Origin of the sequence: Curtobacterium sp. PsM8 (assembly GCF_030433875.1) — a bacterium.
Lineage (GTDB): Bacteria > Actinomycetota > Actinomycetes > Actinomycetales > Microbacteriaceae > Curtobacterium.
The window spans coordinates 1-22778 of the sequence record NZ_JARUXD010000007.1; the positions used below are offsets into that span (position 1 = coordinate 1).

Sequence of the window (22778 nt, forward strand, 5' to 3'; positions counted from 1 at the left end):
CCCCCCCCCCCCCCCCCCCCCCCCCCCCCCCCCCCCCCCCCCCCCCCCGCCCCGCGGGGGGCGGGCGGCCGCGGCGCCCCCCCCCCCCCCACGGCACCGGCGACGACGGCCGCGGTGTTGCCCGCGGTGATCGCCACCGCGGCCCCCAGGACGTGCAGGACCACGAGACCGTTCTCGACCGAGGCCTGGCTGCCGTGGAAGAGGCCGACCAGGACGATGCCGACGCCGTGCGCCACCGCCAGGACGGTGAACCACCGTCGCGCAGCTGGTCGCCCCGCCGCCAGGCTCCGGGCAGCGAGCGCGGCCACGACGAACAGCACGCCGTGCAGCACGAAGGCGGTGTTCATGAGCAGGTGGAGTGGCGAGTCGATCGCGCGCCCCTGGAACACCTCCGTGTCCGGTACGCCGAGGTCGCTGATGTAGTTCGTCGCGTACGAGTACCCCGGGAACGCGCTGGCGCTGACGGCCTCGGCGACCAGGTAGAGCGCCGCCGCCGCGATCCAGCAGGAAGCAGCAATGGCAGACTGATGTGGTCGCATGCCGACCAATCTAGTCGGTCGGTGACACGCGGTGGTCACCGACCCCGGTGCTCGATCGTCGCCGACGCGTCCGGACCCGTCGGCAGGGAGGCCCGGGCCTGCTCCCACACGTCGTCACCGGCATCGAGTGCAGAGCGGAGGTACGCCGTGGTCAGACGCTGCACCAGGGCGACGCGCTCCGGGTCCTCGTCGGTGGTCTCGGCTGCCTCGTAGCCCGAGATCCCGCCGAGGCCGTGCTCCCCACCGTGGAGGACGAGCAGGTCGGTGGCGCCGGGGCTCTGCGTGTAGGCGTCGGTGAACCAGTCCGGGCCGCGGGTCGACATCTGCGACTGGTCGTGGTCGCCGGCCACGACGAGCGTCGGGGTCGTCAGTTCGGCGAAGGACGGCCGCATGAAGGGGAAGTGCTCGGCTGCGAACGGGACGAGGTCGTCGCCGGCCACGCCGGTGGCCGCGAGCAGGACGCCGGCGGTGATCCGGGCCTCCCGTCGGTCCTCGCCGGGCTGTCCGTCGTCGTCGAGGACCCGCGCGCCGAGCAGGCTCTGCACGCTCTGGCCGCCCCAGGAGTGCCCGGAGGCGGCGATCCGGCTGTGGTCGACGCGTCCGCTCAGGCCGGGCAGGGCGGCCTCGACGGTGTCGAGTTGGTCGAGCACGCGGACCAGGTCCGTGGTGCGCTCGGACCAGATCGTCGGGAAGAGCGGGTGGTCGAAGCCGATGCCGTTGCGACGGGAGTCGAGGTGTGTCGGCTGCACCACGACGAACCCGTGCGCCGCCCAGAACGAGACGAGGGGTGCGTACGCGTCGAGGTGTTGGCCGTTGCCGTGCGAGAAGAGCACGACGGGCAGGTCCGTGCCGGTCGCCGGGGCGGACACGCGGAGCTGCAGGGGGAGCGGGCGGCCCGGTGCGTCGAGGGTGACGGGGGCGACGGAGAGGACGGGGGTGCCGTCGCCGAGCAGGTGGTCCAGGGCGGGGGTGGTCGAGGTGGGCACGGGGTTCCTTCCACAGGGGTGCCCGCTGCCGTACGATGAAACGGAGCGGTGTTCCGGACAGTACCGGAACGCTGTTCCGTTTGCAACGACCATCGAGGAGACGACATGCCCGAGCCCGGTTCCGCCGCGTCCGATCCGGTGCAGCGCAGCGACGCGCGCCGGAACCAGGAGACCCTGCTCGAGGCCGCCGCCCGGGTCTTCGTCCGCTCCGGCGTCGACGCTCCGGTGCGGGCGGTGGCGACGGAGGCCGGGGTCGGCGTGGGCACCGTCTACCGGCACTTCCCGACACGAGCCGACCTCGTGCTGGCCGTGTACCGCCACCAGGTGGAGGCGTGTGCGGAAGCGGGCCCGCGCCTCCTGGCCGAGTCGTCCGACCCGGACGTGGCGTTGCGTCGGTGGATCGCCCTGTTCGTCGACTTCCTCGTCACGAAGCACGGGCTGCCCGACGCCCTGCACGGCGACGGCGAGGCGACCGACGCCCTGCACCGGTACTTCGTCGACCGGCTCGTGCCGGTGTGCACCGACCTGCTGACCGCCGCGCGGAGCGCCGTGCCGGGGCGGGCGACCAGCGCGGGGGTCACCGGCTACGAACTGCTCCGCGGGGTCGGGAACCTGTGCATCGGGACGGCGGACGACCCGGAGTTCGACGTCGAGCGGGCCGTGCAGGTCTACGTGTCCGGTGCGCTCGTCGGTGTCCCGGGCGAGTGAGCACCGCGCTCCCGGCGCTCAGTCCTCGGTGAGTGCTGCCGCGTAGGCGCGCACCGACCGGTTGTACCGCGGCAGGGCCGGTTCGATCGTCTCGACGGCCAGCCGCAGCGCCTCGTCGCTCCGTCCGGCACTGTGCAGGGCGAGCGCGAGGAACACCGCCGGAGCGTCGCCGATCGACGGGTGGGCGGGGGCTGCGCGGAGCATCGTGATCGCGTCCTCGACCCGGCCCAGGTTCCGGAGCGTCGACGCGTGCTGGATCACCATCTGAGCGGCACGGATCGGGTCGACCGTCCCCAGCCCCTCCGCGGTGGCCCGGCTGTACTCGACGTCGGCCTCGACCTCGTGCCCGCCGGAGTCGTACGCACCGCCGAGCTCGAAGGCCCCGAGCGCCGGGTGCGGTGCGGCGTCGGCCAGCTCCCGCATCCGGACGATCCGCTGTTCGCCGTCGGCGTCGGGGTCGGCCCAGAGAGCGTCGACGTGCTGCTGCCACTCCGTCATGTCCACCGCGCCAGCCTAGGGGGCGCCCCGATCCCGGACCGTTGGCCCGTCAGCCTTCGGTGCCCCGTCAGCCCTCGGTGACCCGCCCGGCCTCGACCCGCCACTGCCGGTCGAGCTGCACGGTGTCGAGCATCCGCCGGTCGTGGGTCACCAGGAGCAGCGTGCCCTCGTACGTCTCGAGGGCCTGCTCCAGCTGTTCGATCGCGACGAGGTCCAGGTGGTTCGTCGGCTCGTCGAGCACGAGCACGTTCACCCCGCGGGCCTGCAGGAGCGCCAGCCCGGCCCGGGTCCGCTCGCCGGGTGAGAGCTCACCGGCGGCCCGCCCGACGTGGTCCGCCTTCAGCCCGAACTTCGCCAGCAGGGTGCGGACGTCCGCCGTCGTCATCTCGGGGACCAGCCCTTCGAAGACCGCGGCGAGCGGCTCCGTGCCCGTGAAGAGCGAGCGGGCCTGGTCGACCTCGCCCACGGCGACGCTCGACCCGATCGACGCGGTGCCGCTCGTCGGTTCCTGTCGCCCGAGCAGCGCCCGCAGCAGCGTCGACTTGCCGGCACCGTTCGGGCCGGTGATGCCGATCCGGTCGCCGCCGTTCACCTGCAGCGACACCGGGCCGAGCGTGAAGTCGCCCTGCTCGTAGCGGGCGTCGGACAGGGTCGCGACGACGGCGGAGGACCGCGGTGCCTGGCCGATCGTGAACTCGAGCTGCCACTCCTTGCGGGGCTCCTCGACCTCGTCCAGGCGGGCGATCCGCGACTCCATCTGCCGGACCTTCTGCGCCTGTTTCTCGCTCGACTCGCTCGCGGCCTTGCGGCGGATCTTGTCGTTGTCCGGCGCCTTCTTCATCGCGTTGCGCACACCCTGGCTGGACCACTCGCGCTGGGTCCGGGCGCGGGAGACCAGGTCGGCCTTCGTCGAGGCGAACTCGTCGTAAGCGTCGCGCTTGTGCTGCCGAGCGATCTCGCGTTCCTCGAGGTAGGCGTCGTAGCCACCGCCGAACAGCCGGTTCGACGACTGCGCCAGGTCGAGTTCGAGGACCGCCGTCACCGAGCGCGCCAGGAACTCGCGGTCGTGGCTGACCAAAACGACCCCACCGCGGAGGCCGCGCACGAACTCCTCGAGCCGGTCCAGCCCGTCCAGGTCCAGGTCGTTCGTCGGCTCGTCGAGCAGCACGATGTCGAAGCGTGAGAGCAGCAGTGCCGCGAGCCCCACCCGGGCCGCCTGACCACCGGAGAGCGAGGTCATGAGCGAGTCCGCCGTCACGGAGCCGTCGGGGGCGTCGAGGGTCAGGCCGAGGTCGGCGAGCACCACCGGCATCCGCTCGTCGAGGTCGGCGGCCCCCGAGGCGAGCCAGCGTTCGAGTGCGGTCGAGTACCGGTCCGCGGCGGCGTCGCCGGCGTCCGGTTCGCCGAGGGCCAGGGCTGTCGCGTCCATCTCCGCCGCCGCCTCCGCACACCCGGTCCGGCGGGCGACGTACCCGGCGACCGTCTCGCCGGCGACCCGCTCGTGCTCCTGCGGCAGCCAGCCGACGAACGCGTCCGTCGGGGACAGCGACACGGTCCCGGCGAGCGGCTCGTCGACCCCGGCCAGCAGGCGCAGCAGGGTCGACTTGCCGGCGCCGTTCACGCCGACGACGCCGATCACGTCACCGGGCGCGACCGTGAGGTCGAGGGAGTCGAACAGCGTGCGGGCGGCGTAGCCGCCGGCGAGCCCCTTGGCGACGAGCGTGGCGGTCATCCCCACATCGTCCCACCTCGCCGGGCCGGGCACGCACCGGACGGGAGGCACGGTGCGGCCCGGTCCCGTGCCTCCCGCCCGGTGCGCTGCCAGACTGACGGCATGCGACGCGTGCTGGTTCTGGGCGGGACCGGGTGGTTGGGGCGGGCGGTCGCCGAGGCGGCGCTGCGGGACGGCTCCGAGGTGACGTGTCTGGCACGAGGCGAGTCGGGGGAGCCGCCGGCCGGTGCACGGTTCGTCCGGGCCGACCGCTCGGCAGCTGACGCCTACTCCGGCGTGGGCGACGCCTGGGACGACGTCGTCGAGTTGGCGACCGATCCGGCGCACGTGACGGGCGCGCTCGAGGCCCTCTCGGCCCGCACCGCGCACTGGACGTTCGTCTCGACGATCTCCGTGTACGCCCGCACCGACCGGGCCGGTGACGACGAGGACGCGCCGGTCGTCGAGCCCGTCGAGCCGGTCGAGCCGGTCGACCCGGTCGACCCGACGCCGTACGCCGACGCGAAGGTCGCGGGGGAGCGGGCGACCCGGCGGGTGCGGGGGACAGACGCGCTCGTGGTCCGCCCCGGGCTCATCGTCGGACCCGGCGACCCGAGCGACCGGTTCGGCTACTGGGCCGCCCGGCTCGACCGCGGCGGCGACGTCGTGACGCCGGTCCTGGAGGGCCGCGCCGTGCAGGTCGTCGACGTCACGGACCTGGCGGAGTGGATCGTCCGCGCCGGGCGGGCGGGCACGGTCGGGACCGTCGACGCCGTCGGACCGAGCGCGTCGATGCGGGCGTTCCTCGACGAGGTCCGGGCCGCGACCGGGTTCGACGGGAGGCTCGTGGCCGTCGACGACGACACCCTCCTCGAGCAGGGGGTCGCCTACTGGGCAGGCCCCGCCTCGCTGCCGCTGTGGATCCCGGTCGGCGAGGTGGGGTTCGCCCGGCGGGCCGGTCGGGCGTTCCTGGCGGCCGGCGGGACGGTCCGGCCGCTCGCCGAGACGGTGCGGCGTGTCGTCGAGGACGAGCGGGCCCGAGGGGTGGGGCGGGTGCGGCGATCGGGGCTCACCGACGCGGAGGAGCGGCGGGTGCTCGACGTGGTCCGTCCGGGCTAGCGCGCCTCGGGAGTGGGCACAGGGCCTGGGATCGGGTCTGAGTCCGGTGCTGCTCCTGTTCCTGGCTCGAGGGGTGCTGCCGAGTCGAAGGCGACGGTGAGCAGGGGCAGTTCATCGCGGGGGAGCACTGCCGTCACGACCCGCCCGTCGTCGAGCTCGATCGCCAGGCCGAGCACGAAGGGGTCCGTGTCGAGGAGCAGGCCCGGGCGCTCGACGCCGTCGACCAGGACCGGGTGTCCGGACTGGACGCTGCGCTCGTCGACCAGGGTCGGCCACGGGTGCTCGGTCGGGTCCGGGATGCCGTGTTCGTCGCGGTACCGGTTCATCAGGACGTACCGCACGTGCTGCACGAGCTCCTCGGCCGGTGTCGGACGAGTCCCGCCGGGCGCCGTCCAGTGCGTCTGCACGACTTCCCACAGCATCGGGTAGTGCAGCCGCTCGACGCGGGCGACGAGCCAAGCCGGACGGGGCCAGGGCGGCACCTGGTCGAGGGACCGCCGGCGATCGTCGTCCATCGCCGCCAGGTTCACCGGATCGCCGTGGTCCGCGGGGTTCCGCCAGAGCGTGTAGTGGCGAGACGCGGTCGCACGCTCGATCCGGCCGCCGGACTCGCCGGTCATGAGCCCGGCGGCGCCCAGATCCTCGAGGTGCGGCTGCGCGACGAGCCCGGCGACGCCGAACCCCAGTGTCCGGATCGTCTTCAGCCACTCGAGCATCGGATCGGGCGCGTCCGCGCTGAGCCTTCCGCCATGGTCCATGCGCCGAGCCTGGTCCTGACCGGGTAGCCGGTCAACCGCGAACATCGTCAGGGTCGCCGTGGCGCAACGAAAGTCGTTATGCTCGCCGCATGTCGATCCCCGATGAGCGCGCCGCTGCGCTCCGTCAGAAGAGCTCCGTCAGCTTCGTGTTCGTCGTCTCCCTCGGCATGATCGTGGTCGCTGCCGTCCGTGCGTGGTTCATCATCGCCGGGATGATCGACCAGCTCGCGCACCGGACGACCGGCATCGACTGGACCTGGACGCTCGAGATGCCGGTCGCCCGCCCGTCGGGGGCGCCTGTCGACGGGGCAAGGGTCGTGGCCGGGACGACGCCGGCGGTGACCGAGATGGTCGGACGGGTGGAGGACCTCCCGGCCTCGACGATCGTGCTGCACGACCTGAGCGACCTCGTCACCGTCCTCACCGCGGGCGGGATCGCGGTCTGCCTGCTGCTCGTGACCCGCAGCATCGGGGACGGGCGTCCGTTCGCCCGAACCTGCTCACGCGCGCTCACGACGCTCGCGGTCATCGTGTTCGCGGGGTTCGAGGCTGCCTCGGTCCTGCAGACCGCGAGCGAGCTGACGCAGCCGTCGATCGCCGGGGCGCTGCCCGAGTTCCTCGGCACGTACACCGGCCACGGCGGGGACCTGGGCGCCCCGTTCTGGCCGCTCGTCGCCGCAGCCGGACTGTCCGCCCTCGCGGCGGTCTTCCGGACGGCCGCCGGGTACCGGGACGACTCGTCCGGACTGGTCTGATGGCGATCGTCTGCCGACTCGACGAACTGCTGCTGGCGCGTGGGATGACGCTCGTCGACCTCTCCGAACGGGTCGGGGTGAGCACCGTGAACCTCTCGATCCTCAAGAACGGGCACGCGAAGGCGGTCCGCTTCAGCACGCTCGAAGCGATCTGCGTCGCACTCGGCTGCCAGGTCGGGGAGCTCCTCACACAGGTGCCGGACGCGTCGGCCTAGGCTCGGTCCGTGTTCGAACTCCACCACCTGTCGGCGCAGGAACTCTGGGACTGGATCCGCCGCGGCGACACCACCGCCCGCGAGCTCACCGACCACTACCTCGCCCGCATCGAGCGGCTCGACCCCGAGCTCGGCGCGTTCGTGGCCGTCACCGCCGAGGCCGCGCGTGCCCGGGCCGACCACCTCGGCGACCTGGTGCCGACGTCGCGGCCGTTGTGGGGCCTCCCGTCCGCGGACAAGGACCTGACGGACCGTCGCGGGGTGCCCACCCGGTCCGGGACGCTCGCCCTGCCGGGGGACCCGGCGGCGGCCGACCATCCGCTCGTCGCGGCGCTCGACGACGCCGGGGCGATCAGCCTGGGCAAGACGGCGACCCCGGAGTTCGGGATGTCGTCGTCCTCCGAGACACGCTTCGGCACCACCCGGAACCCGTACGACACCACGCGCGCCCCGGGCGGGTCGTCGAGCGGCGCCGCTGTGGCCGTCGCGGCCGGACTGCTGCCGGCGGCCGTCGGGTCGGACGGCGGCGGCTCGGTGCGGATCCCTGCGGCCGCAACCGGCCTGGTGGGACTGAAGCCGAGCCGAGGTCGCGTGCCGTCGATGCCCGGGCGTGCCGGACTGGGCGGACTCGCCGTCGCCGGGCCGCTCACCCGGACCGTCGCCGACGCGGGGATGCTGCTCGATGCACTCGTCGCACCGACCGGGGTGCCGGAGCGGCAGCCGTACGCGCTCGTGACGCCCGACGTCGGCGACGGGCCCTTCACCGCGGCGGCCGTCCGGGGCGAGGGGCGCTTCGTCGTCGGTCTGCTCGAGGGCTCGCCGTGGGACGACTTCGTGGACGTGGTCGTCGACCCGGCCGCGCGGGAGGCCGTGGACACCGCCGTCCGCGTGCTCGGCGAGGTCGGACACGGGGTCGAGGACGTGATGATGCCCCGACTGCCGTACGCCGAGCCGTTCCAGGTGGCATGGGAGTCCTCCGGCGCCGGCATCGCCCGGATCCCGGGGATCGACCTGTCGGCCCTGACACCGCTCGTCGCCTGGCTGGTCGAGCGCGGGCGGTCGCTCACGAGCACGCAGGTGCTCGACGCGATGGCCGGACTCGACGCGTTCTCGGTCGCGCTCATCCGGGCGTTCGACCGGTTCGACGCCGTCCTCACCCCGACGCTCGCGATGACTCCGCGGCCCCTCGGGTGGTACGGCGACGACCCGGAGGAGGACTTCCGCCGTCAGTGCGCGTACTCGCCCTGGACGTCGATGGCGAACGTGTCGGGGTTGCCCGCGATCACCCTGCCCGTCGGGGTCACCGGCGAGGGGCACCCGGACGGCGCGGGACTGCCGATGGGCGTGCAGCTCATCGGACGCCCGGGTGGGGAGCGGGTGCTCCTGGCGATCGGGGCGCAGCTCGAGCGCCGACTGCGCTGGCAGCGGCGCCACCCGGACGGCTGGTAGCGCGGGCGGCCGGACTCCGTCTGTCCGGCGCGCCCGGGTCCTGCCGCCGAGTGGTCACGAGTCGTCGTTCTGGGGCGGCGTTCCCGACGGTTCGTGACCGGTCGGCGGAGGTGAGCGGGGTGTCGTGACCGGTCGCCCGAACCCCGCGCGCCCGGCCCTACGGCAGCGTCGGCGCCGCCGCGACCAGGGCCCGCGTGACCTCGTGCGTCGGCGCGTCGAGCAGGGACACCGGGCCGTGCTCGACGATCCGCCCCGCCGACATCACCGCGACGGTGTCGCACAGCCGCTGCACCACGCCGATGTCGTGCGACACGAGCACGAGCGTCGCCCCGAGGTCGTCGACGAACGAGCGGAACAGGTCGATCACCCGAGCGCGGACCACGACGTCGAGGGCGCTCATCGGCTCGTCCCCGAACAGGATCCGCGGCCGATGCACCACCGCGCGAGCGATCGCGATCCGCTGCCGCTGCCCTCCCGAGAACTCGTGCGGGTACCGGTCGGCGGCGTCCGCGGGCAGGTCCACCCGTTCCAGGACGGCAGCCACCATCGCCCGGTGGTCGCCGGCGACCCGGAGCGCCCGGAGCGGTTCGGCGACGATCGCCCCGACGCGCATCCGCGGGTCGAGTGAGGCGACCGGGTCCTGGAACACGATGCCGGTCTCCCGACGGAACCAGCGCGAGGACGCAGCCGATGCCCGCGCGTCCACGGGGCGGCCCGACGCGTGCACGGTGCCGGTGGTGGGAGCCTCCAGTCCGGCGAGGAGGCGGACGAGCGTCGACTTGCCGGACCCGGACTCGCCGACGATCCCGAGCCGTGATCCGGCCGGGACGGTCAGGTCGACGCCGTCGACGGCGGTGCGGACCGCGCCGGGCTCGAACGGGCTGCGGCGGGGTAGCCGGTACGTGCGGCGGAGGTCCGTGCCGACCAGTGCCGGCGCGGTGGGGTCGGGGTCGGTCACGAGGTCCTCCTGGCGGTGGCGCGCGCCGCCTCGACGAGCGCCGCGGTGGCGGGGTGCCCGGGCGTGGCGAGCAGGTCGGCGACGCGGCCCTGCTCGACGACGCGCCCGGCCTCGAGGACGACCGCCGTGTCCGCGATCCGCGACAGCACCGCCAGGTCGTGCGTCACGAACAGCATGCCGGTACCCCGGGAGGCCGTCAGCGACTCGAACAGGTCGAGGATCCGGGCCTGCGTGGTCACGTCGAGCGCCGTGGTCGGCTCGTCCGCGACCAGGAACGCGGGCTCGCCGGCCATCGCCATCGCGATGCAGATCCGCTGCCGCTGCCCACCGGACAGTTGATGCGGGTACTGCCGGAGCAGCAGTTCCGGGTCGGGCAGGCCGACGTCCCGGGCGAGTCCGACGGCGGCCTCGGCAGCGGCGCGCCGGTCCAGGCCGCGGTGCAGCCGGAGCGGCTCGACGATCTGCTTGCCGACCCGGCGGAGCGGGTCGAGCGCGGTACCCGGCTCCTGGAACACCATCGCTATCGCCGCACCGCGGGTCCGGGCACGTTCGCGGTCGGGCAGCCCGACGAGTTCCCGGCCGTCCAGGCGGATGCTGCCGGTGACCGTCGCCCCGGCGGGCTCCAGGCCCATCAGGGCGAGCGAGGTCATCGACTTCCCCGACCCGGACGCGCCGATCACGCCGACGCGTCGGCCGGGAGGCACGGCGAACGTCACGTCGTCGAGCACCGTCCGCCCCGCGATCCGGACCGTCAACCCGCGGACGTCGAGGCCGGGCGCTGCCGTCTCGTCGCTCATGCGATGCCCTCCGTCCCGGTGACCGTGCCCGTGCCGGTCGCGCTGGCCGCGTCCGGCCACCGCCGGCTCGTCGTCAGCCGCGGGTCGGTGGCGTCCCGGACGGCGTCGCCGAGCAGCGACAGCGCCATCACGACGATCGCGATCGCCGCACCCGGCCAGGTCGCACTCCACGGGTGCACGCCGATGTAGGTCTGCAGGTCGGACAGCAGCCGACCCCACGAGGCCGTCCCCGCGTCGGCGCCGTAGCCCAGGTAGGACAGTCCGGCCTCGGCGAGGACCGCGGTCGCCATCGCGAGCGAGAGCTGCACGGTGAACAGCGGCGCCGCGTTCGGCACCAGGTGGCGGAACAGCACGCCGAGCGGGCCGACCCCGGACGCCCGGGCCGCGACGACGTAGTCACTCCGGGCGATGCGGCGGATCTCACCGCGGGCGACCCGGGCGATGGTGACGCCGAACGCCAGCCCGACGGAGACCACGACGACGCCGAGCGACCCGCCGTACACCGCGGTGAGGAGCATCGCGGTGAGCAGGGTGGGGAAGGCGACCAGGACGTCGAGGAACACCGCGGTGGCTTCGCGGACCCAGCGGGCGGTGAGGGAGCCGATCGCGGTGAGGACGATGCCGACGACGCTCGCGATGACCCCGGCGCCGACCGCGACGACGAGCGTGGTCCGGGTGCCGGCGAGCAGGTAGCTTGCGATGTCGCGGCCGACCCCGTCGGTGCCGAACCAGTGCGCGGCGCTCGGTCGCTCCCACTGGTGGAACGGGTCGGTGCGGAACGGGTTCTCGGGTGTCCAGACGAGCGACACCGCGGCCAGCACGACGAGCAGCCCCAGGACGACGACGGCGAACAGTCCGGTCGGGGTCCGGAGCAGTCGGCGGAGCGCGGTCACGACGCGGCCTCGCGCTGCCGGGGGTCGAGCACACGGTGCAGCACGTCGACGGCGAACCCGACGAGCAGCACGAGTCCGGTGAGCACGAGCAGTTCGGACTGCACCTTCGTGATGTCGCGGCGGCCGACGTCGGTGACGAGCATGCGGCCGACCCCGGGCAGCGAGAACAGCTGCTCGACGACGACCGCGCCCACCAGCAGTCCGGCGATCTGCACCCCGAGGACGGCGAGCACGGTCAGTGCGACGCTCGGCAGGCCGTGGCGGAGGAGGGCACGGTTCTTCGTCAGGCCGATCGCCGCGGCGGTCCGGACGTGGTCGGCGTCCAGGACGGACAGCGTCGCGGACCGGGTGAAGCGGAGGATGACGGCCCCCTCGACCGCACCGATGGTCAACGCGGGGAGCACGAGGGCGGCGAACGCCCGGTCGGGGGTGTCCCAGCCGTCGAGCGGGAAGCCCTGCACGGGCAGCCAGTGCAGCGTCACCGCGAACAGGGCGACGAGCAGCATGCCGGCCCAGACGACCGGGATCGCAGCGACGGCCTGCGCGGCGGCGGAGATCACTGCACCTCCCGGTCGGCGGCGGAGCACTGCGGCCAGGATCCCGAGTGGGACGCCGATGAGCAGTGCGGCGGCCAGGGACATGCCGGCGAGGGGCAGCGTCACCGCGAGCTTCTGCGCGATCTCCGGGGCGACCGGGCCCCGGGTGACCAGGGAGTTGCCGAGGTCACCGCGGAACAGGCCGCCGATCCAGTCGAGGTACTGCAGCACGACGGGACGGTCGAGCCCGAGCTGCTCACGGAGCGCGGCGACCTGGGCGGGCGTCGCCTCGGCGCCGGCGACGACCTGCGCGACGTCGCCGGGGAGCACACGGAGCGTCGCGAAGACGATCAAGCTCGCCACGAGCAGTCCGACGGCGAGCAGGAGCACCCGCCCGACGAGGAATCGGGTCACGAGTCCGATGCTACGAGACGGCGAGGTCCGCCAGGTCCAGGCGGGTCGTGGTGCTGTCGAACGGGAACCCGGTGACGCCGTCGCGGATCGCGGTCGTGGTGGTCGCCGTGTAGAGCCACTCAGCCGCCGCGTCCTCGCTGACGATCTTCGCCGCCTGCTGCAGGGCCCGCACCTTCTCGGTCTGGTCGGTGGTGGCGACCGAGGCCGCGTAGAGCCGCTGGACCTCGGCGTTGTCGTACCCGAAGTAGTAGTCCGGGTTCGCCCAGTTGCCGAAGTCCCGCGCCTCGGTGTGGTTCACCATGCTGAGGTCGAAGTCCTTGTTCTTGAAGACCGAGTCGAGCCAGGTCGCGAAGTCCACGCGCTGCACCTTGAGCGTGATGCCGACGTCGGCCAGCTCGGAGGTCAGGACGTCACCGATCGCCGTCGGGTACACGTTGGCGTAGGTCAGGGTCAGCGTCGGCTTCGTCACGCCGGCCTGCTGCAGGAGCTTCTTCGCCGCTGCGGGGTCGTACGCGTCGACGTCGGTCAGGTCCTGGTAGCCGGGGTCGAGGGCGGGGATCGGACCGCCCTGCTCCACCCCGCCGCCACCGATGGCCTTGATGACGGCCTTCGGGTCGATTGCCTGCCGGATCGCCCGGCGGACGCGGACGTCGGTGAAGGGCGCCTTCTGGTCGTTGAAGGCCAGCGTGTACTTGTCGGTCGTCTTGCCGGTGTGCAGCGTCACGCCGGAGGTGCCCTGCAGCTGGCTCTTCAGCGTGCCGTCGACCGCGGTCTCGACGTCGAGGTCCCCGCCGGCCATCGCGTTGACGGCCGTCGACGGGTCGGTGATGTACCGGAAGACGACCTTCGCCACCTTCGCCTTCGCGCCCCAGTAGTCCGGGTTCCGGCGGAAGGTGAGCGAGTCGCCCTGCTTCCAGCTGGCGACCTCGAAGGGCCCGGTGCCGTTCGCGGTCTTCGTCCGGTCGTTGTCCGCTGCCTGCTCGAGGACCAGCCCGGCCCGGCCGGTGAGGTTCCAGAGCAGGTCCGAGTCCGGCTTCGACAGCGTCAGGGTGACGGTGTCGTCCCCGGTCGCTGCGATGGTCTGCACCGACGCGAGGTCGTCCGCGTCGACGTAGGACTCGTGCGCCTTGACGTCCTCGAGCGACCAGACGACGTCCTTCGCGGTGACCGGCTTGCCGTCCTGGAACGTCGCCCCGTCGCGGAGCGTGAACGTGTAGGTCAGGCCGTCGCCGGAGACCTGGTGTGACGACGCCAGCACGTCACGGACCTCCCCGTCCGCGGTCCGCCCGACGAGCCCCTGGTAGACGTTGTCGATGAGCACCTGGTCCAGGGCGTTCCCGCTCTGGGTGCGGATGTCGAGGCTCGTCGGTTCGAGCACCAGGCCGACCCGGACCGTCGCGTCGGCGCCGCCGCGGGTGTCGTCGGAGCCGCCGGAGCAGCCGGCCAGGGCGACCGAGGTCGCGACGGCGAGGGCTGCCGCGGCGAGGGCGGTGCGGTGGAGCGGACGCATGCTGGGTTCCTTCCCGGAGCCGACCCCGTCGGGGGCCGGATCGATCCGGTGCAGGGCCGGATCGGAGGCGCCGGGACGACGGTCGTCGGCGGCGCTCGGACGAGGCTACCGGGCGCTCGGGCGTCGGCGGTGTCAGGTCTCGGACGAAGTCGCAGGGGGTTCTTCGACGCCATCCAACAACGCGTGCGTGCTCGCCCATTCCCGGATCGCCCGGGCGAGCGGCAACGGAGCCTGCGTCTGCACGGCGTGCCGCGACTCCACGGTGACGATCGTCGCGCTCGGCAACCGCTCGGCGAACGCCTGGTGCAGCTTGGGGGAGACGTACCCCCGGTCACCCCGGACGAGCAGCAGCGGCACGTCGAGCTGCTCGAGGTCCGGCCACGCGTCCGCGAACCGCCCGACGGACGACATCCGGCCGCCGAGGTGCGGGAAGTGGTGTCGCCGGACGAGTCGACCGTCCGCGCCGACCCGCGTGGAGTGCCGTGCTTCGCGGCGGAGCGTCGCCTCGTCCCCGCCGACCCGGGCCGCGATCGCCCGATCGACGACCTCGTCGAGGCTGCCGAACGACTCCTCGGACTCCAGCGCCCGGGCGATCCGGTCGACCGCCCGCTGCGCGAAGTCCGGCGACATGTCGACGAGCACGAGGCCGGTGACCCGCTCCGGCGCGAGGGCAGCCAGTCGTGCCGACAGGATCGCGCCGAGCGAGTGTCCGACGACCAGCCCCGGCGGCACGTCCAGGGCGTCCAGGGCGGCGAGGACGGTCGGTGCCGTCGCGGTCGCCGCGTAGTCCGCGTCCGCCCGCCAGGCCGACCGGCCGTGGCCGGGCAGGTCCAGCGCGACGGCCGGCTGGTCGACCGCGATCGCGGTCTGGTCGAAGCTGTGGGCGTCGATGCCGAGCCCGTGCAGGTAGGTGATCCGGGCCTCCCGTCCGGGAGCCGGCGGAGGGGTCCGCGACCAGCGGATCGCGGAGACCGTCCCACCGTCGGTCGGGACCTCCTGCCGGGAGGCGCGCAGCGGCTCGGTCACGCCGCTCGCGGCCGCCAGGGCGGGGACGTCGGCGAATTCGTCATCGTGCTCGGACACCCGACCAGTGTCGCAGTGCGACGCGCCCTGTTCTCCTTAGGTAAGGCATGCCATACTCGAGGGGTGGCAGCCCGGTACCGCGTCTTCTCCGTCCGTGTGGCAGCCGTCTCGTCGCTCACACCGCACTTCGTCCGGGTGACGCTGACCGGCGACGAGCTCGCGGACTTCTCGGCCGTCGGTCTCGACCAGCGCATCAAGGTGCTGCTGCCGCTCGACGGGCACGGGTTCTCCGACCTGCCCGAGGGCGAGGACTGGTTCGCGGCGTGGCGTGCCCTGCCGGACGCAACGCGCAACCCGATCCGCACCTACACGGTCCGCTCGTTCCGGCCGGACGCCCACGAGCTCGACATCGACTTCGTGGCCCACGGCGACGCCGGCCCGGCGTCCCGCTGGGTGTCGGCCTGCCGCGTCGGCGACGAGCTGCGGATCGTCGGCCCGAGCATGCCGGAGTCGCCGGCCGACCTGCCCTCCGGTGCCGCCGAGTTCTCGCCGGGGTCCGCGAACCGGATCCTCCTCGCGGGGGACGAGACCGCCGCTCCCGCGATCTGCGCCATCCTCGAAGCGCTCGACGTCAGCGCCGTCGGCCACGTGTTCATCGAGGTCCCGACGGACGCCGACCGGCTGCCGGTCTCCGCGCCCGCCGGGGTGCAGGTCCGCTGGATCGCCCGGAACGGTGCGACGCACGGAGCCCGGATGACGGACCACGTGCACGCCTGGGCCTCCACCGTCGCCCCGGACCCGCTCGTCGTCGCCCGCCGTGCTGCCGCCGGGGCCGAACTGGTGGACGTGGACGTCGACCAGCAGGTGCTCTGGGACGTCCCGCGCGAGGACGACGACCTGCCGGTGTACGCCTGGATCGCGGGGGAGGCCGGCTGCGTCAAGGAACTCCGCCGCCACCTCGTGCGGAGCGTCGGGCTCGACCGCAAGCAGGTCGCGTTCATGGGGTACTGGCGGCACGGCAAGGCGGAGTGTTGAGCCCTGCCTCGGTCCTCACGCCGGAGGCCCCCGTCACGGCGCTCGGTGCCCGCGGACTCCGGCTCGGCTACGACGACCGCGTGGTCGTGCACGACCTCGACGTGGACGTCCCGGACGGCGAACTGACCGTCATCGTCGGGCCGAACGCGTGCGGCAAGTCGACGCTGCTCAAGGCCCTGGCGCGGACGCTCAAGCCGTCGGCCGGCACCGTGTACCTGGACGGCCGACCGATCACGTCGTACCGCCCGAAGGCCGTCGCCCGGCGGGTCGCGATGCTGCCGCAGACGCCGATCGCCCCGGACGGCATCACCGTGCGGGACCTGGTGTCGCGCGGACGGTTCCCGCACCAGGACCTGCTGCACCCCTCGAGCGGGACCGATCGGCAGGTCGTGCAGGCGGCCCTGGCGCAGACCGACATCGTGGGGCTCGCCGACCGTGGCGTCGACGAACTCTCGGGCGGGCAGCGGCAGCGGGTCTGGATCGCCATGGTGCTCGCGCAGCAGACCGACATCGTGCTGCTCGACGAGCCGACGACGTTCCTCGACATCGCGCACCAGTACGACGTGCTCGAACTGGCCTCGACGCTGCACGCCGCCGGGCGGACGGTCGTCGCGGTGCTGCACGACCTGAACCAGGCGGCCCGGTACGCGACGCACATGATCGCGATGCGGGACGGCGTCATCGTGGCGCAGGGGACGCCGGAGTCGGTGGTCACCGAGGAGCTCGTCGCCGACGTCTTCGGGCTGCCGTGCGTGGTCGTCCCCGACCCGGAGACCGGCACGCCGCTGGTCGTCCCGCGCCGCGCGCGCTGAGCCGGGCGGCGGCGCGCGCTCGGCGGCGCGCATCGGCCCCGCAGGTCGGCCGGCGCGCATCGGCGTCGCACAACGGAAGCCGGCCCGAACCACGGGATGCCGTGGTTCGGGCCGGTTCCCGTTGTGCGTGGCCGGGCGGCGCCGCGCGACGGGCCGCGCCGGCAGCTCGGCTCAGCGGTAGCCGCCGTCCTCCAGGCCGGCCTCGACCTCGAAGCGGTTGCGCAGCGGGTCCCGCCCGGCGACGCCGTACAGCAGCGGCATGAGCATGCCGTACCGGCGCCACTGCTCGACGTGCACGCGCTCGTGCCGCAGGACCCGGTCGCCGTCGTTGTCCCGCGTCAGGTAGACCGAGCCGACGCAGGTGCCGCCGCGCCGGAACACCCAGCGGGGCAGCCCCCGGCAGACGATCAACCCGTCGACGACCCGGACCGGGCCGGTCGACAGGGGCAGGCCGATCGCCAGGCCGACGGCCGTCGCGAAGAGCCACCCGGCACGGGACACCGGCGAGGCGACGAGCGGGTTCCGCACGGGCTACTCGGGACGGCCGTAGGTCTCGAGCAGGCGGAGCCAGATCTCGTTCATGGTCGGGTAGGCGGGGACGGCGTGCCAGAGGCGCTCGAGCGGGACCTCGCCCACGACGGCGACGGTGGCCGCGTGCAGCATCTCGGCGACGTCCTGCCCGACGAAGGTGACCCCGACGACGACCCCGCGGGACTCGTCGACGACCATCTTCGCGCGGCCGGTGTAGCCGTCCGCCTGCAGTGCCGAGCCGGCGATGCTGCCCAGGTCGTACTCGACCGCGCGGACGTCGATGCCCTGCTGACGGGCCTGCTCCTCCGTGAGGCCGACGCTCGCCACCTCGGGGTCGGTGAAGGTGACCTGGGGGACCGCCGCGTGGTCGGCGGTGGCGACGTGCGCGCCCCACGGCTCGGCGTGCACCGGACGGCCCTGGACGCGTGCCGCGATGACCTCGCCGGCCGCACGGGCCTGGTACTTGCCCTGGTGGGTGAGCAGTGCGCGGTGGTTGACGTCGCCGACGGCGTACAGCCAGTCGGTGCCGGTGACGAGCATGGTGTCGTCGACGTCGAGCCACTCGCCGTCGGTCAGCCCGACCGAGGACAGACCGAGGTGCTCGGTGCCGGGTGCGCGGCCGGTGGCGGCGAGGACCTCGCTGGTGACGAGGGTCGTGCCGTCGTCGAAGGTGGTGGTGACGAGGCCGTGCTCGTCACGGTCGACGCGGGTGGGGTTCACGCCGGTGCGGACGTCGATGCCCAGCTCGCGCATGCCGTCGGCGACGAGTTCGCCCGCGAAGGGCTCCATCCCGCCGAGCAGACCGTGGCGGGCGGCCAGGGTGACCTTCGCGCCGAGGGCGGCCCAGGCGGTCGCGAGCTCGGAGCCGGCGACGCCGCCACCGATGACGAGCAGGCTCTCCGGGACCTCCTGCGCGCTGGTGCCCTCTCGGGTGCCCCACGGCTTCGCCTCGGCGAGGCCCGGGACCGGCGGCAGGGTGTGCACCGAGCCGGTGACCAGGGCGATCGCGTGCGCCGTGTACGCGGTGCCGTCGACCTCGATGGTCTTCTCACCGGTGATCGTGGCACGGCCGCGGATCAGGGCGATGTCGGCGGACTCGAGCCACTGCACCTGCGAGGCGTCGTCCCAGTTGCTCGTGAACGAGTTGCGGCGGGCGAGCACGGCGGCGGCGTCGACGTCACCGGTCACGGCTTCCTTCGCTCCACCCAGGCGCTTGGCGGCCGCGACTGCGTGGCTGCTGCGCAGCAGGGCCTTCGACGGCATGCAGGCCCAGTAGGAGCACTCACCGCCCACGAGTTCGGCTTCCACCACGGCGACCGACAGGCCGCGCTTGTGGGCGTAGTCCGCCACGTTCTCGCCGACAGCGCCGGCTCCGATCACGATGAGGTCGTAGTCCGTCATGTGGCCGAGCGTAGCCGCCGATGGGCGGGCATCAGCCGGGAGCGGTGCGCTGCGTGGAGGACCCGTCGCGTCGGACCGGTCAGGCCGTGCGTGCCGCGGTGGACAGGGCGCCGACGACCCGCAGGATGACGCCCATGTCCTCGACCGCGCGGCTCGGGTCGACCGGGGCGAACCCGGTCAGGGCAGCGCCGACCAGGCGTCGTCCGGCCGTGGCCGCCTGCACGAGGGCGACGAGGGCGGCGCCGTCGATGCCGAAGGGGACCGGCTCGAGCAGCCCGTCGACCTCCGACGGGTCGAGCACGTCGAGGTCGACGTGCACGAACACGCTGTCGGCGCCGGTGCGCTCGACCGCTCCGCGCAGGGCGTCCGGCGTCGCAGCGTCGACGTCGAGGTGCGTGATGCCGGCGCGGTCCAGGGCCGCGGCCTCGGCGGACTCGGTGCCGCGGGTGCCCGCGACCACCACCGAGGCGGCCCGGACGACGGGCAGGTCCGGGAACAGGTCGGCGGGGCGGTCGACCAGGAGGCGCAGGGCGGCCGTCTCCGCAGCCACCGGTTGGGCCCGGTTCAGCGCCCGGAACCCGCTGGACCCGGAGAGCCGCACGACGGCCGTGTCCGGTCCGACGAGGACGGAAGCACCGAGCACGCTGGACCCGTCGCCGCCGATCACCAGGACCGGTTCGGTCGCGACCGCGGCTTCCTCGGCGACGGAACCCGAGACGGTGAGCACCGAGGTGTACCGAGCGACCGCCGTGTCCAGTCGGTCGCCAGCACCGGTCGGGACGTCGATCGTGGTGGTCGCCGTCCGGGGCAGGTCCGCTGCGACGGCGGCTGCTCCGTCCGCGAGCCGCATCGCACGGGACGACGCCGAACCCTGCCACTGACCGACCACGATGAAGCGCATCGTGTCAGTCTGTCAGGCGGGTCCGACGTCGTCCGGGGCAGTCGTCGTCAGACCGTCGGGCCGCCGGACTTCAGCGCGGCGAGACGGGCCTCGACCTCGGCGTCACGGCCGACGTCCTCGAGGCTCTCGAACTGCGCGTCGAGGCTCGACGCCTGCAGTTCCTGCTGCCCGATGACCTTGGCCTCTTCACGACGGACCTTCTCCTCGAAGCGGGCCAGGTCGCTCGTCGGGTCGGTGATGTCGATGTTGCCGAGGGCGTCGTTGACCTTCGACTGGGCCTCCGCCGTCTTGGCACGGGCGACCAGGGTGTTCCGCTTCGAACGGAGCTCTTCGAGCTTCTGCTCCATGCCGGCGAGACCCTGCTTGAGCTTCTCGACCTGCTCGTTCTGGGTGGCGAGCGGTGCGGCGTTGTCCTTGACCTCTTGCTCGGCGGCGATCTGCTTGCCGATTGCGATCTTGGCGAGGTTGTCGAACTTGTCCGCGTCGGCGGCCTTGCCCTCGGCGCGGTACCGGTCCGCCGCGGTGGAGGCGTTCGCGGCCTTCTGGCCCCACTCCTGGGCGGCGCGGACGTCTTCGTCGTTGTCCTGTTCGAGCAGGCGGAGGTTGCCGATGGTCTGCGCGATGGCGCTCTTGGCGTCCGCGATGTTGTTCGAGTAGTCGCGGACGAGCTGGTCGAGCATCAGCTGCGGGTCCTCGGCGTTGTCGATGAGCTGGTTGATGTTCGCCCGGACGAGCGTGGAGATGCGGCCGAAGATGGACTGCTTTGCCATTGCTGGTTCCCTTTCGTGGATGGATCGCTGGTGCGTTCGAGTGGTCTGGTCAGAAGCGTCCGCCGCCGGAGAAGCCTCCGCCGCCCCCGCCCCCGGAGAAGCCCCCGCCGCCACCGCCGAAACCGCCACCGCCGAAGCTGCCGCCGCCGTAGCTGCCGCCGCGCCCGCCGAGCAGGCCGCCCAGGACGATGCCGGTGACGAGGCCGCCGAGCTGGGCACCACCGCGCCCGCCGCCCATGCCGCCGCCGGCCCCCGGCCAGCCGCCCATGTCGTCGTTCGCTTCGTCGATGGCTGCGGCGGCGTACTGCTCGGCCGCACGGGCTGCCTGCAGGGCACGCTGCGGGTCGGTCGTGGCGAGGTCGAGGGCGTCGTCGAGAGCCCGTTCGGCCTCGGACAGGCGGGTCCGTGCGGTCGAACCGATGCCGCCGCGGTGCGCGGTGACGTACTGCCGTGCCTGGGTGATCCGGCTGCGGGCGTCCCGCAGGGCGGCGTCGAGGGCCTGGGTCGCGCGGCGGTGCTGCTCCTCGGCGGTGCGGGCACTGGCGAGGGCGGCGTCGATGTCGGTGTTCGCCTTCGTCAGGGCGTCGACGGCCCCGACCGGGTCGCGCGGGTCGACGTCGGCGCGGAGGACCCGCTGTGCCCGGGCGACCGCGGCGGCCAGGTCGGGCCCACCGGTGCGCAGCGTGCCCGCGGCGGCGAGGTCGCCCTCGATGTCGGCGCGCATCGCCTCGGCACGGGTGGCGGCGTCGGCGAAGGTGGTCTCGGCTGCCGTGACGGCACCGGTGAGCTGCTGGACCTGGGCGAGTGCGTGTTGACCGTCCCGCACGGCGACGACCGCTTCGCCGCGGTCACCGGCGGCGAGGGCCGTCCGGGCTGCGGCGGCACGCTCGTCGGCGTACTGCAGGACCTCGGCCGCCTGGTCGACGTTGTCCGCCACGGTCGCCAGCGTCCGCCCGGTGTAGGCGCTCCGGACACGCTCGAGGGCAGCGCGCGCGGCGTCGACGGCAGCCGGGGCCGCGGCGAGCGAGGTCGTCAGCTCGGCGGAGGCGGTGTCCACCGTGTCCTCGAGGGCGCGGAGCTGGTCGAACGCCTCCGTCTGTGCCTCGAGCGCCGCGTGGGCCTGCTCGCACGTCGTGATGATCTGGTTCGACCAGTCGACGCGCTGCTGCGGGGTGTCCGGGACCTCGTCGTCGAGCTGCTGCTGCAGCGCGAAGGCCTTGCGGACCTCCCGCTTGGCGATCGCGACGGTGTCGGCGAACGGCTTCGCGGCGTCCTCGCCGAACTGCGCCGAGGCGAACCCGACCTCCTGCTCGGCGGTGCGGATCTCGTCGTCGATCGTGACGAGGGCGCCGCCGGCTCGACGTTCGAGTTCGGCGAGGGTCTGTTCCTGCTGCGCGCGCGTGGCGGCGGCCCGACGCTTGTTGCGGCTGCGGATCACCAGGACCGCGATGACGGCGGCCAGCACGGCGAGGCCGAGCAGGATCCACAGCCAGGTCAGGTCGGCGGGCTGCTGGCTCTGCTGCAGGCCGCTCGCGAACCCCGTCGCTGCCCCGGCCCAGTCACCCTGCTTGAGACGGGGGAGCAGGGCGTTGTCCACGGCGTTCTCGACGTCGCTGGAGCTGATCGCGGTCTCGTTCGTCTGCTGGACGTCGTAGTTCCGCTCGTCCACCGCGACGGAGAGCAGGATGCCGTCCGTCTCGATCTGGTTGCGCTGCATCGTCGCTGCACCCCAGGCCGTGTGGTCGCTCGGGTCCGTGAACGACGGCACGAACACGACGTAGAGCTGGGTCTTGGTGTCCGTGTACAGCTGCTGGACGGCCCGTTCGACCTCGGCCTGCTGGGCTCCGGTGAGCGCACCGGCGTCGTCGACGACGTAGGCGCTGCCGATGTCGACCGGGGCGGTGGCCTGCGCTCCGGCTGCGGGGAGCACGACGAGCGCCACTGCCACCACTGCCGCGACGATCCCCGACACCAGGCGTGCCAGCCTCGTCGTCCCGGGGTCAGTCCTGCCGTCGACCGCGCGCATCCGTCCTCTTTCCGTGGTCCTGTCGACCGGGTCCGTGGCCGTCGCCCGGAGTCTATCCAGGGGTCCGCTGGGTGGACCGGGGCTGTGGACGACCCGATCGGCTGTGGACGGGATGTACCCCGTCCGGCTGCGGTCGACCCACGCAGGAAGCGGACAAGCCGAGAGGGGTGTCCCCCGAAGCGGGGTATGGTGAGTCCACGTCAACGAGGAAGGGGTCCAGCAATGGAGCGAGCGACCACTGCAGAAGTCGTCCCACTGGAGGACGGGTACCACCGCGTGTCGACACCGCTGAGCGGTGTGATCGGGTTCGTCCGTGAGAGCGACGGCCGGTACGAGGTCCTCCGTGGCCGCGTCCGCCAGGCGACCCGGTCCGAGGGCAAGTACGCGACCATGAACGTCGCGCTCATCGCCCTGACGCACGCCTGAACGCCGC

At 73.4% G+C, this 22778-nt stretch carries 24 protein-coding genes; 8 read left to right on the top strand and 16 right to left on the bottom strand.

What is annotated here, in order from left to right:
- The coding region (locus QCD68_RS02535; RefSeq protein ID WP_301221901.1) for a DUF998 domain-containing protein at positions 1 to 539 on the bottom strand (539 nt) is incomplete at its 3' end.
- A 35-nt stretch (positions 540 to 574) separates the two neighbouring features.
- Positions 575 to 1525, bottom strand: a complete 951-nt coding sequence (locus tag QCD68_RS02540; protein WP_301221902.1) for an alpha/beta hydrolase family protein — start codon at positions 1523 to 1525, stop codon at positions 575 to 577.
- A gap of 105 nt (positions 1526 to 1630) precedes the next feature.
- On the opposite strand from QCD68_RS02540, the gene QCD68_RS02545 reads away from it, so the two are divergent.
- Entirely contained in the window at positions 1631 to 2233 is a 603-nt protein-coding gene (locus QCD68_RS02545; RefSeq protein ID WP_301221903.1) for a TetR/AcrR family transcriptional regulator, read from the top strand.
- Positions 2234 to 2251: 18 nt separating this feature from the next.
- Here QCD68_RS02545 and QCD68_RS02550 read toward each other — a convergent pair whose 3' ends face one another.
- The gene (locus tag QCD68_RS02550; protein ID WP_253467915.1) at positions 2252 to 2731 is read right to left on the bottom strand and encodes a tetratricopeptide repeat protein; all 480 of its coding nucleotides are present in this window, start codon (positions 2729 to 2731) and stop codon (positions 2252 to 2254) included.
- A 67-nt stretch (positions 2732 to 2798) separates the two neighbouring features.
- Positions 2799 to 4463, bottom strand: a complete 1665-nt coding sequence (locus tag QCD68_RS02555; RefSeq protein WP_221850356.1) for an ABC-F family ATP-binding cassette domain-containing protein — start codon at positions 4461 to 4463, stop codon at positions 2799 to 2801.
- 102 nt (positions 4464 to 4565) lie between these two features.
- On the opposite strand from QCD68_RS02555, the gene QCD68_RS02560 reads away from it, so the two are divergent.
- Entirely contained in the window at positions 4566 to 5561 is a 996-nt protein-coding gene (locus tag QCD68_RS02560; RefSeq protein WP_301221904.1) for an NAD-dependent epimerase/dehydratase family protein, read from the top strand.
- Here the strand turns inward: QCD68_RS02560 and QCD68_RS02565 are convergent.
- Positions 5558 to 6319 carry a hypothetical protein gene (locus QCD68_RS02565; protein ID WP_301221905.1) on the bottom strand — a complete coding sequence of 254 codons (762 nt, stop codon included), beginning with the start codon at positions 6317 to 6319 and terminating at the stop codon, positions 5558 to 5560. The two genes, QCD68_RS02560 and QCD68_RS02565, sit on opposite strands and share 4 nt — an antisense overlap.
- Before the next feature lie 89 nt (positions 6320 to 6408).
- Here QCD68_RS02565 and QCD68_RS02570 point away from each other — a divergent pair, with 89 nt between their 5' ends.
- The 3 genes from QCD68_RS02570 to QCD68_RS02580 are packed head-to-tail and all read left to right on the top strand — an operon-like array spanning position 6409 to position 8738.
- A complete protein-coding gene (locus QCD68_RS02570) occupies positions 6409 to 7074 on the top strand; it encodes a hypothetical protein (RefSeq protein WP_301221906.1) in 666 nt (221 codons plus the stop codon).
- Positions 7074 to 7289 carry a helix-turn-helix domain-containing protein gene (locus QCD68_RS02575; protein WP_221850352.1) on the top strand — a complete coding sequence of 72 codons (216 nt, stop codon included), beginning with the start codon at positions 7074 to 7076 and terminating at the stop codon, positions 7287 to 7289. The genes QCD68_RS02570 and QCD68_RS02575 overlap by 1 nt, the downstream gene beginning before the upstream one ends.
- Positions 7290 to 7298: 9 nt before the next feature.
- Positions 7299 to 8738 (top strand): amidase, encoded by a 1440-nt coding sequence (locus tag QCD68_RS02580; protein ID WP_301221907.1) that lies wholly within the window; start codon positions 7299 to 7301, stop codon positions 8736 to 8738.
- A gap of 157 nt (positions 8739 to 8895) precedes the next feature.
- Here the strand turns inward: QCD68_RS02580 and QCD68_RS02585 are convergent, their stop codons facing one another.
- The 6 genes from QCD68_RS02585 to QCD68_RS02610 form a co-directional block, all read right to left on the bottom strand.
- Positions 8896 to 9696, bottom strand: a complete 801-nt coding sequence (locus QCD68_RS02585; protein WP_301221908.1) for an ABC transporter ATP-binding protein — start codon at positions 9694 to 9696, stop codon at positions 8896 to 8898.
- Positions 9693 to 10493, bottom strand: a complete 801-nt coding sequence (locus QCD68_RS02590) for an ABC transporter ATP-binding protein (protein ID WP_301221909.1) — start codon at positions 10491 to 10493, stop codon at positions 9693 to 9695. The genes QCD68_RS02585 and QCD68_RS02590 overlap by 4 nt, the downstream gene beginning before the upstream one ends.
- On the bottom strand, positions 10490 to 11386 hold the full coding sequence (locus QCD68_RS02595) for an ABC transporter permease (protein ID WP_301221910.1): 897 nt from the start codon (positions 11384 to 11386) through the stop codon (positions 10490 to 10492). Before QCD68_RS02595 ends, QCD68_RS02590 begins: the two co-directional genes overlap by 4 nt.
- Positions 11383 to 12336, bottom strand: a complete 954-nt coding sequence (locus QCD68_RS02600; protein ID WP_301221911.1) for an ABC transporter permease — start codon at positions 12334 to 12336, stop codon at positions 11383 to 11385. The genes QCD68_RS02595 and QCD68_RS02600 overlap by 4 nt, the downstream gene beginning before the upstream one ends.
- A gap of 10 nt (positions 12337 to 12346) precedes the next feature.
- Positions 12347 to 13846: an ABC transporter substrate-binding protein gene (locus QCD68_RS02605; protein WP_301221912.1), complete on the bottom strand. Its 1500-nt coding sequence runs from the start codon at positions 13844 to 13846 to the stop codon at positions 12347 to 12349.
- Between the two features lie 132 nt (positions 13847 to 13978).
- Positions 13979 to 14929 (bottom strand): alpha/beta fold hydrolase, encoded by a 951-nt coding sequence (locus QCD68_RS02610; RefSeq protein ID WP_301221913.1) that lies wholly within the window; start codon positions 14927 to 14929, stop codon positions 13979 to 13981.
- A gap of 63 nt (positions 14930 to 14992) precedes the next feature.
- On the opposite strand from QCD68_RS02610, the gene QCD68_RS02615 reads away from it, so the two are divergent.
- Both QCD68_RS02615 and QCD68_RS02620 read left to right on the top strand, forming a co-directional pair.
- Positions 14993 to 15904: a siderophore-interacting protein gene (locus QCD68_RS02615; protein ID WP_301221914.1), complete on the top strand. Its 912-nt coding sequence runs from the start codon at positions 14993 to 14995 to the stop codon at positions 15902 to 15904.
- On the top strand, positions 15901 to 16716 hold the full coding sequence (locus QCD68_RS02620) for an ABC transporter ATP-binding protein (protein WP_111073639.1): 816 nt from the start codon (positions 15901 to 15903) through the stop codon (positions 16714 to 16716). Before QCD68_RS02615 ends, QCD68_RS02620 begins: the two co-directional genes overlap by 4 nt.
- A 171-nt stretch (positions 16717 to 16887) precedes the next feature.
- On the opposite strand, the gene QCD68_RS02625 is transcribed toward QCD68_RS02620, so the two are convergent.
- The 5 genes from QCD68_RS02625 to QCD68_RS02645 all read right to left on the bottom strand — a co-directional run bounded on the left by QCD68_RS02625 (position 16888) and on the right by QCD68_RS02645 (position 22291).
- Positions 16888 to 17244, bottom strand: a complete 357-nt coding sequence (locus QCD68_RS02625; RefSeq protein ID WP_301221915.1) for a Fe-S oxidoreductase — start codon at positions 17242 to 17244, stop codon at positions 16888 to 16890.
- Positions 17245 to 17247: 3 nt separating this feature from the next.
- A complete protein-coding gene (locus QCD68_RS02630) occupies positions 17248 to 18648 on the bottom strand; it encodes a dihydrolipoyl dehydrogenase family protein (protein WP_290158622.1) in 1401 nt (466 codons plus the stop codon).
- 79 nt (positions 18649 to 18727) lie between these two features.
- Positions 18728 to 19549: an arginase family protein gene (locus tag QCD68_RS02635; protein ID WP_111073636.1), complete on the bottom strand. Its 822-nt coding sequence runs from the start codon at positions 19547 to 19549 to the stop codon at positions 18728 to 18730.
- Between the two features lie 47 nt (positions 19550 to 19596).
- Positions 19597 to 20319 (bottom strand): PspA/IM30 family protein, encoded by a 723-nt coding sequence (locus QCD68_RS02640; protein WP_111073635.1) that lies wholly within the window; start codon positions 20317 to 20319, stop codon positions 19597 to 19599.
- Positions 20320 to 20368: 49 nt separating this feature from the next.
- Positions 20369 to 22291, bottom strand: coding sequence for a TPM domain-containing protein (locus QCD68_RS02645; protein ID WP_301221916.1), 1923 nt, complete (start codon positions 22289 to 22291; stop codon positions 20369 to 20371).
- Between the two features lie 276 nt (positions 22292 to 22567).
- Here QCD68_RS02645 and QCD68_RS02650 point away from each other — a divergent pair, with 276 nt between their 5' ends.
- Positions 22568 to 22771 (top strand): hypothetical protein, encoded by a 204-nt coding sequence (locus tag QCD68_RS02650; RefSeq protein WP_111043803.1) that lies wholly within the window; start codon positions 22568 to 22570, stop codon positions 22769 to 22771.
- Positions 22772 to 22778 lie beyond the last annotated feature (7 nt).

Excerpts from the sequence above, each read along its gene's own strand:
- QCD68_RS02575 (WP_221850352.1), top strand. The coding sequence starts at position 7,074 with ATGGCGATCGTCTGCCGACTCGACGAACTGCTGCTGGCGCGTGGGATG.
- QCD68_RS02565 (WP_301221905.1), bottom strand. The coding sequence starts at position 6,319 with ATGGACCATGGCGGAAGGCTCAGCGCGGACGCGCCCGATCCGATGCTC.
- QCD68_RS02640 (WP_111073635.1), bottom strand. The coding sequence starts at position 20,319 with ATGGCAAAGCAGTCCATCTTCGGCCGCATCTCCACGCTCGTCCGGGCG.
- QCD68_RS02650 (WP_111043803.1), top strand. The coding sequence starts at position 22,568 with ATGGAGCGAGCGACCACTGCAGAAGTCGTCCCACTGGAGGACGGGTAC.
- QCD68_RS02560 (WP_301221904.1), top strand. The coding sequence starts at position 4,566 with ATGCGACGCGTGCTGGTTCTGGGCGGGACCGGGTGGTTGGGGCGGGCG.
- QCD68_RS02545 (WP_301221903.1), top strand. The coding sequence starts at position 1,631 with ATGCCCGAGCCCGGTTCCGCCGCGTCCGATCCGGTGCAGCGCAGCGAC.
- QCD68_RS02550 (WP_253467915.1), bottom strand. The coding sequence starts at position 2,731 with ATGACGGAGTGGCAGCAGCACGTCGACGCTCTCTGGGCCGACCCCGAC.
- QCD68_RS02570 (WP_301221906.1), top strand. The coding sequence starts at position 6,409 with ATGTCGATCCCCGATGAGCGCGCCGCTGCGCTCCGTCAGAAGAGCTCC.
- QCD68_RS02635 (WP_111073636.1), bottom strand. The coding sequence starts at position 19,549 with ATGCGCTTCATCGTGGTCGGTCAGTGGCAGGGTTCGGCGTCGTCCCGT.
- QCD68_RS02555 (WP_221850356.1), bottom strand. The coding sequence starts at position 4,463 with ATGACCGCCACGCTCGTCGCCAAGGGGCTCGCCGGCGGCTACGCCGCC.
- QCD68_RS02605 (WP_301221912.1), bottom strand. The coding sequence starts at position 13,846 with ATGCGTCCGCTCCACCGCACCGCCCTCGCCGCGGCAGCCCTCGCCGTC.
- QCD68_RS02590 (WP_301221909.1), bottom strand. The coding sequence starts at position 10,493 with ATGAGCGACGAGACGGCAGCGCCCGGCCTCGACGTCCGCGGGTTGACG.
- QCD68_RS02630 (WP_290158622.1), bottom strand. The coding sequence starts at position 18,648 with ATGACGGACTACGACCTCATCGTGATCGGAGCCGGCGCTGTCGGCGAG.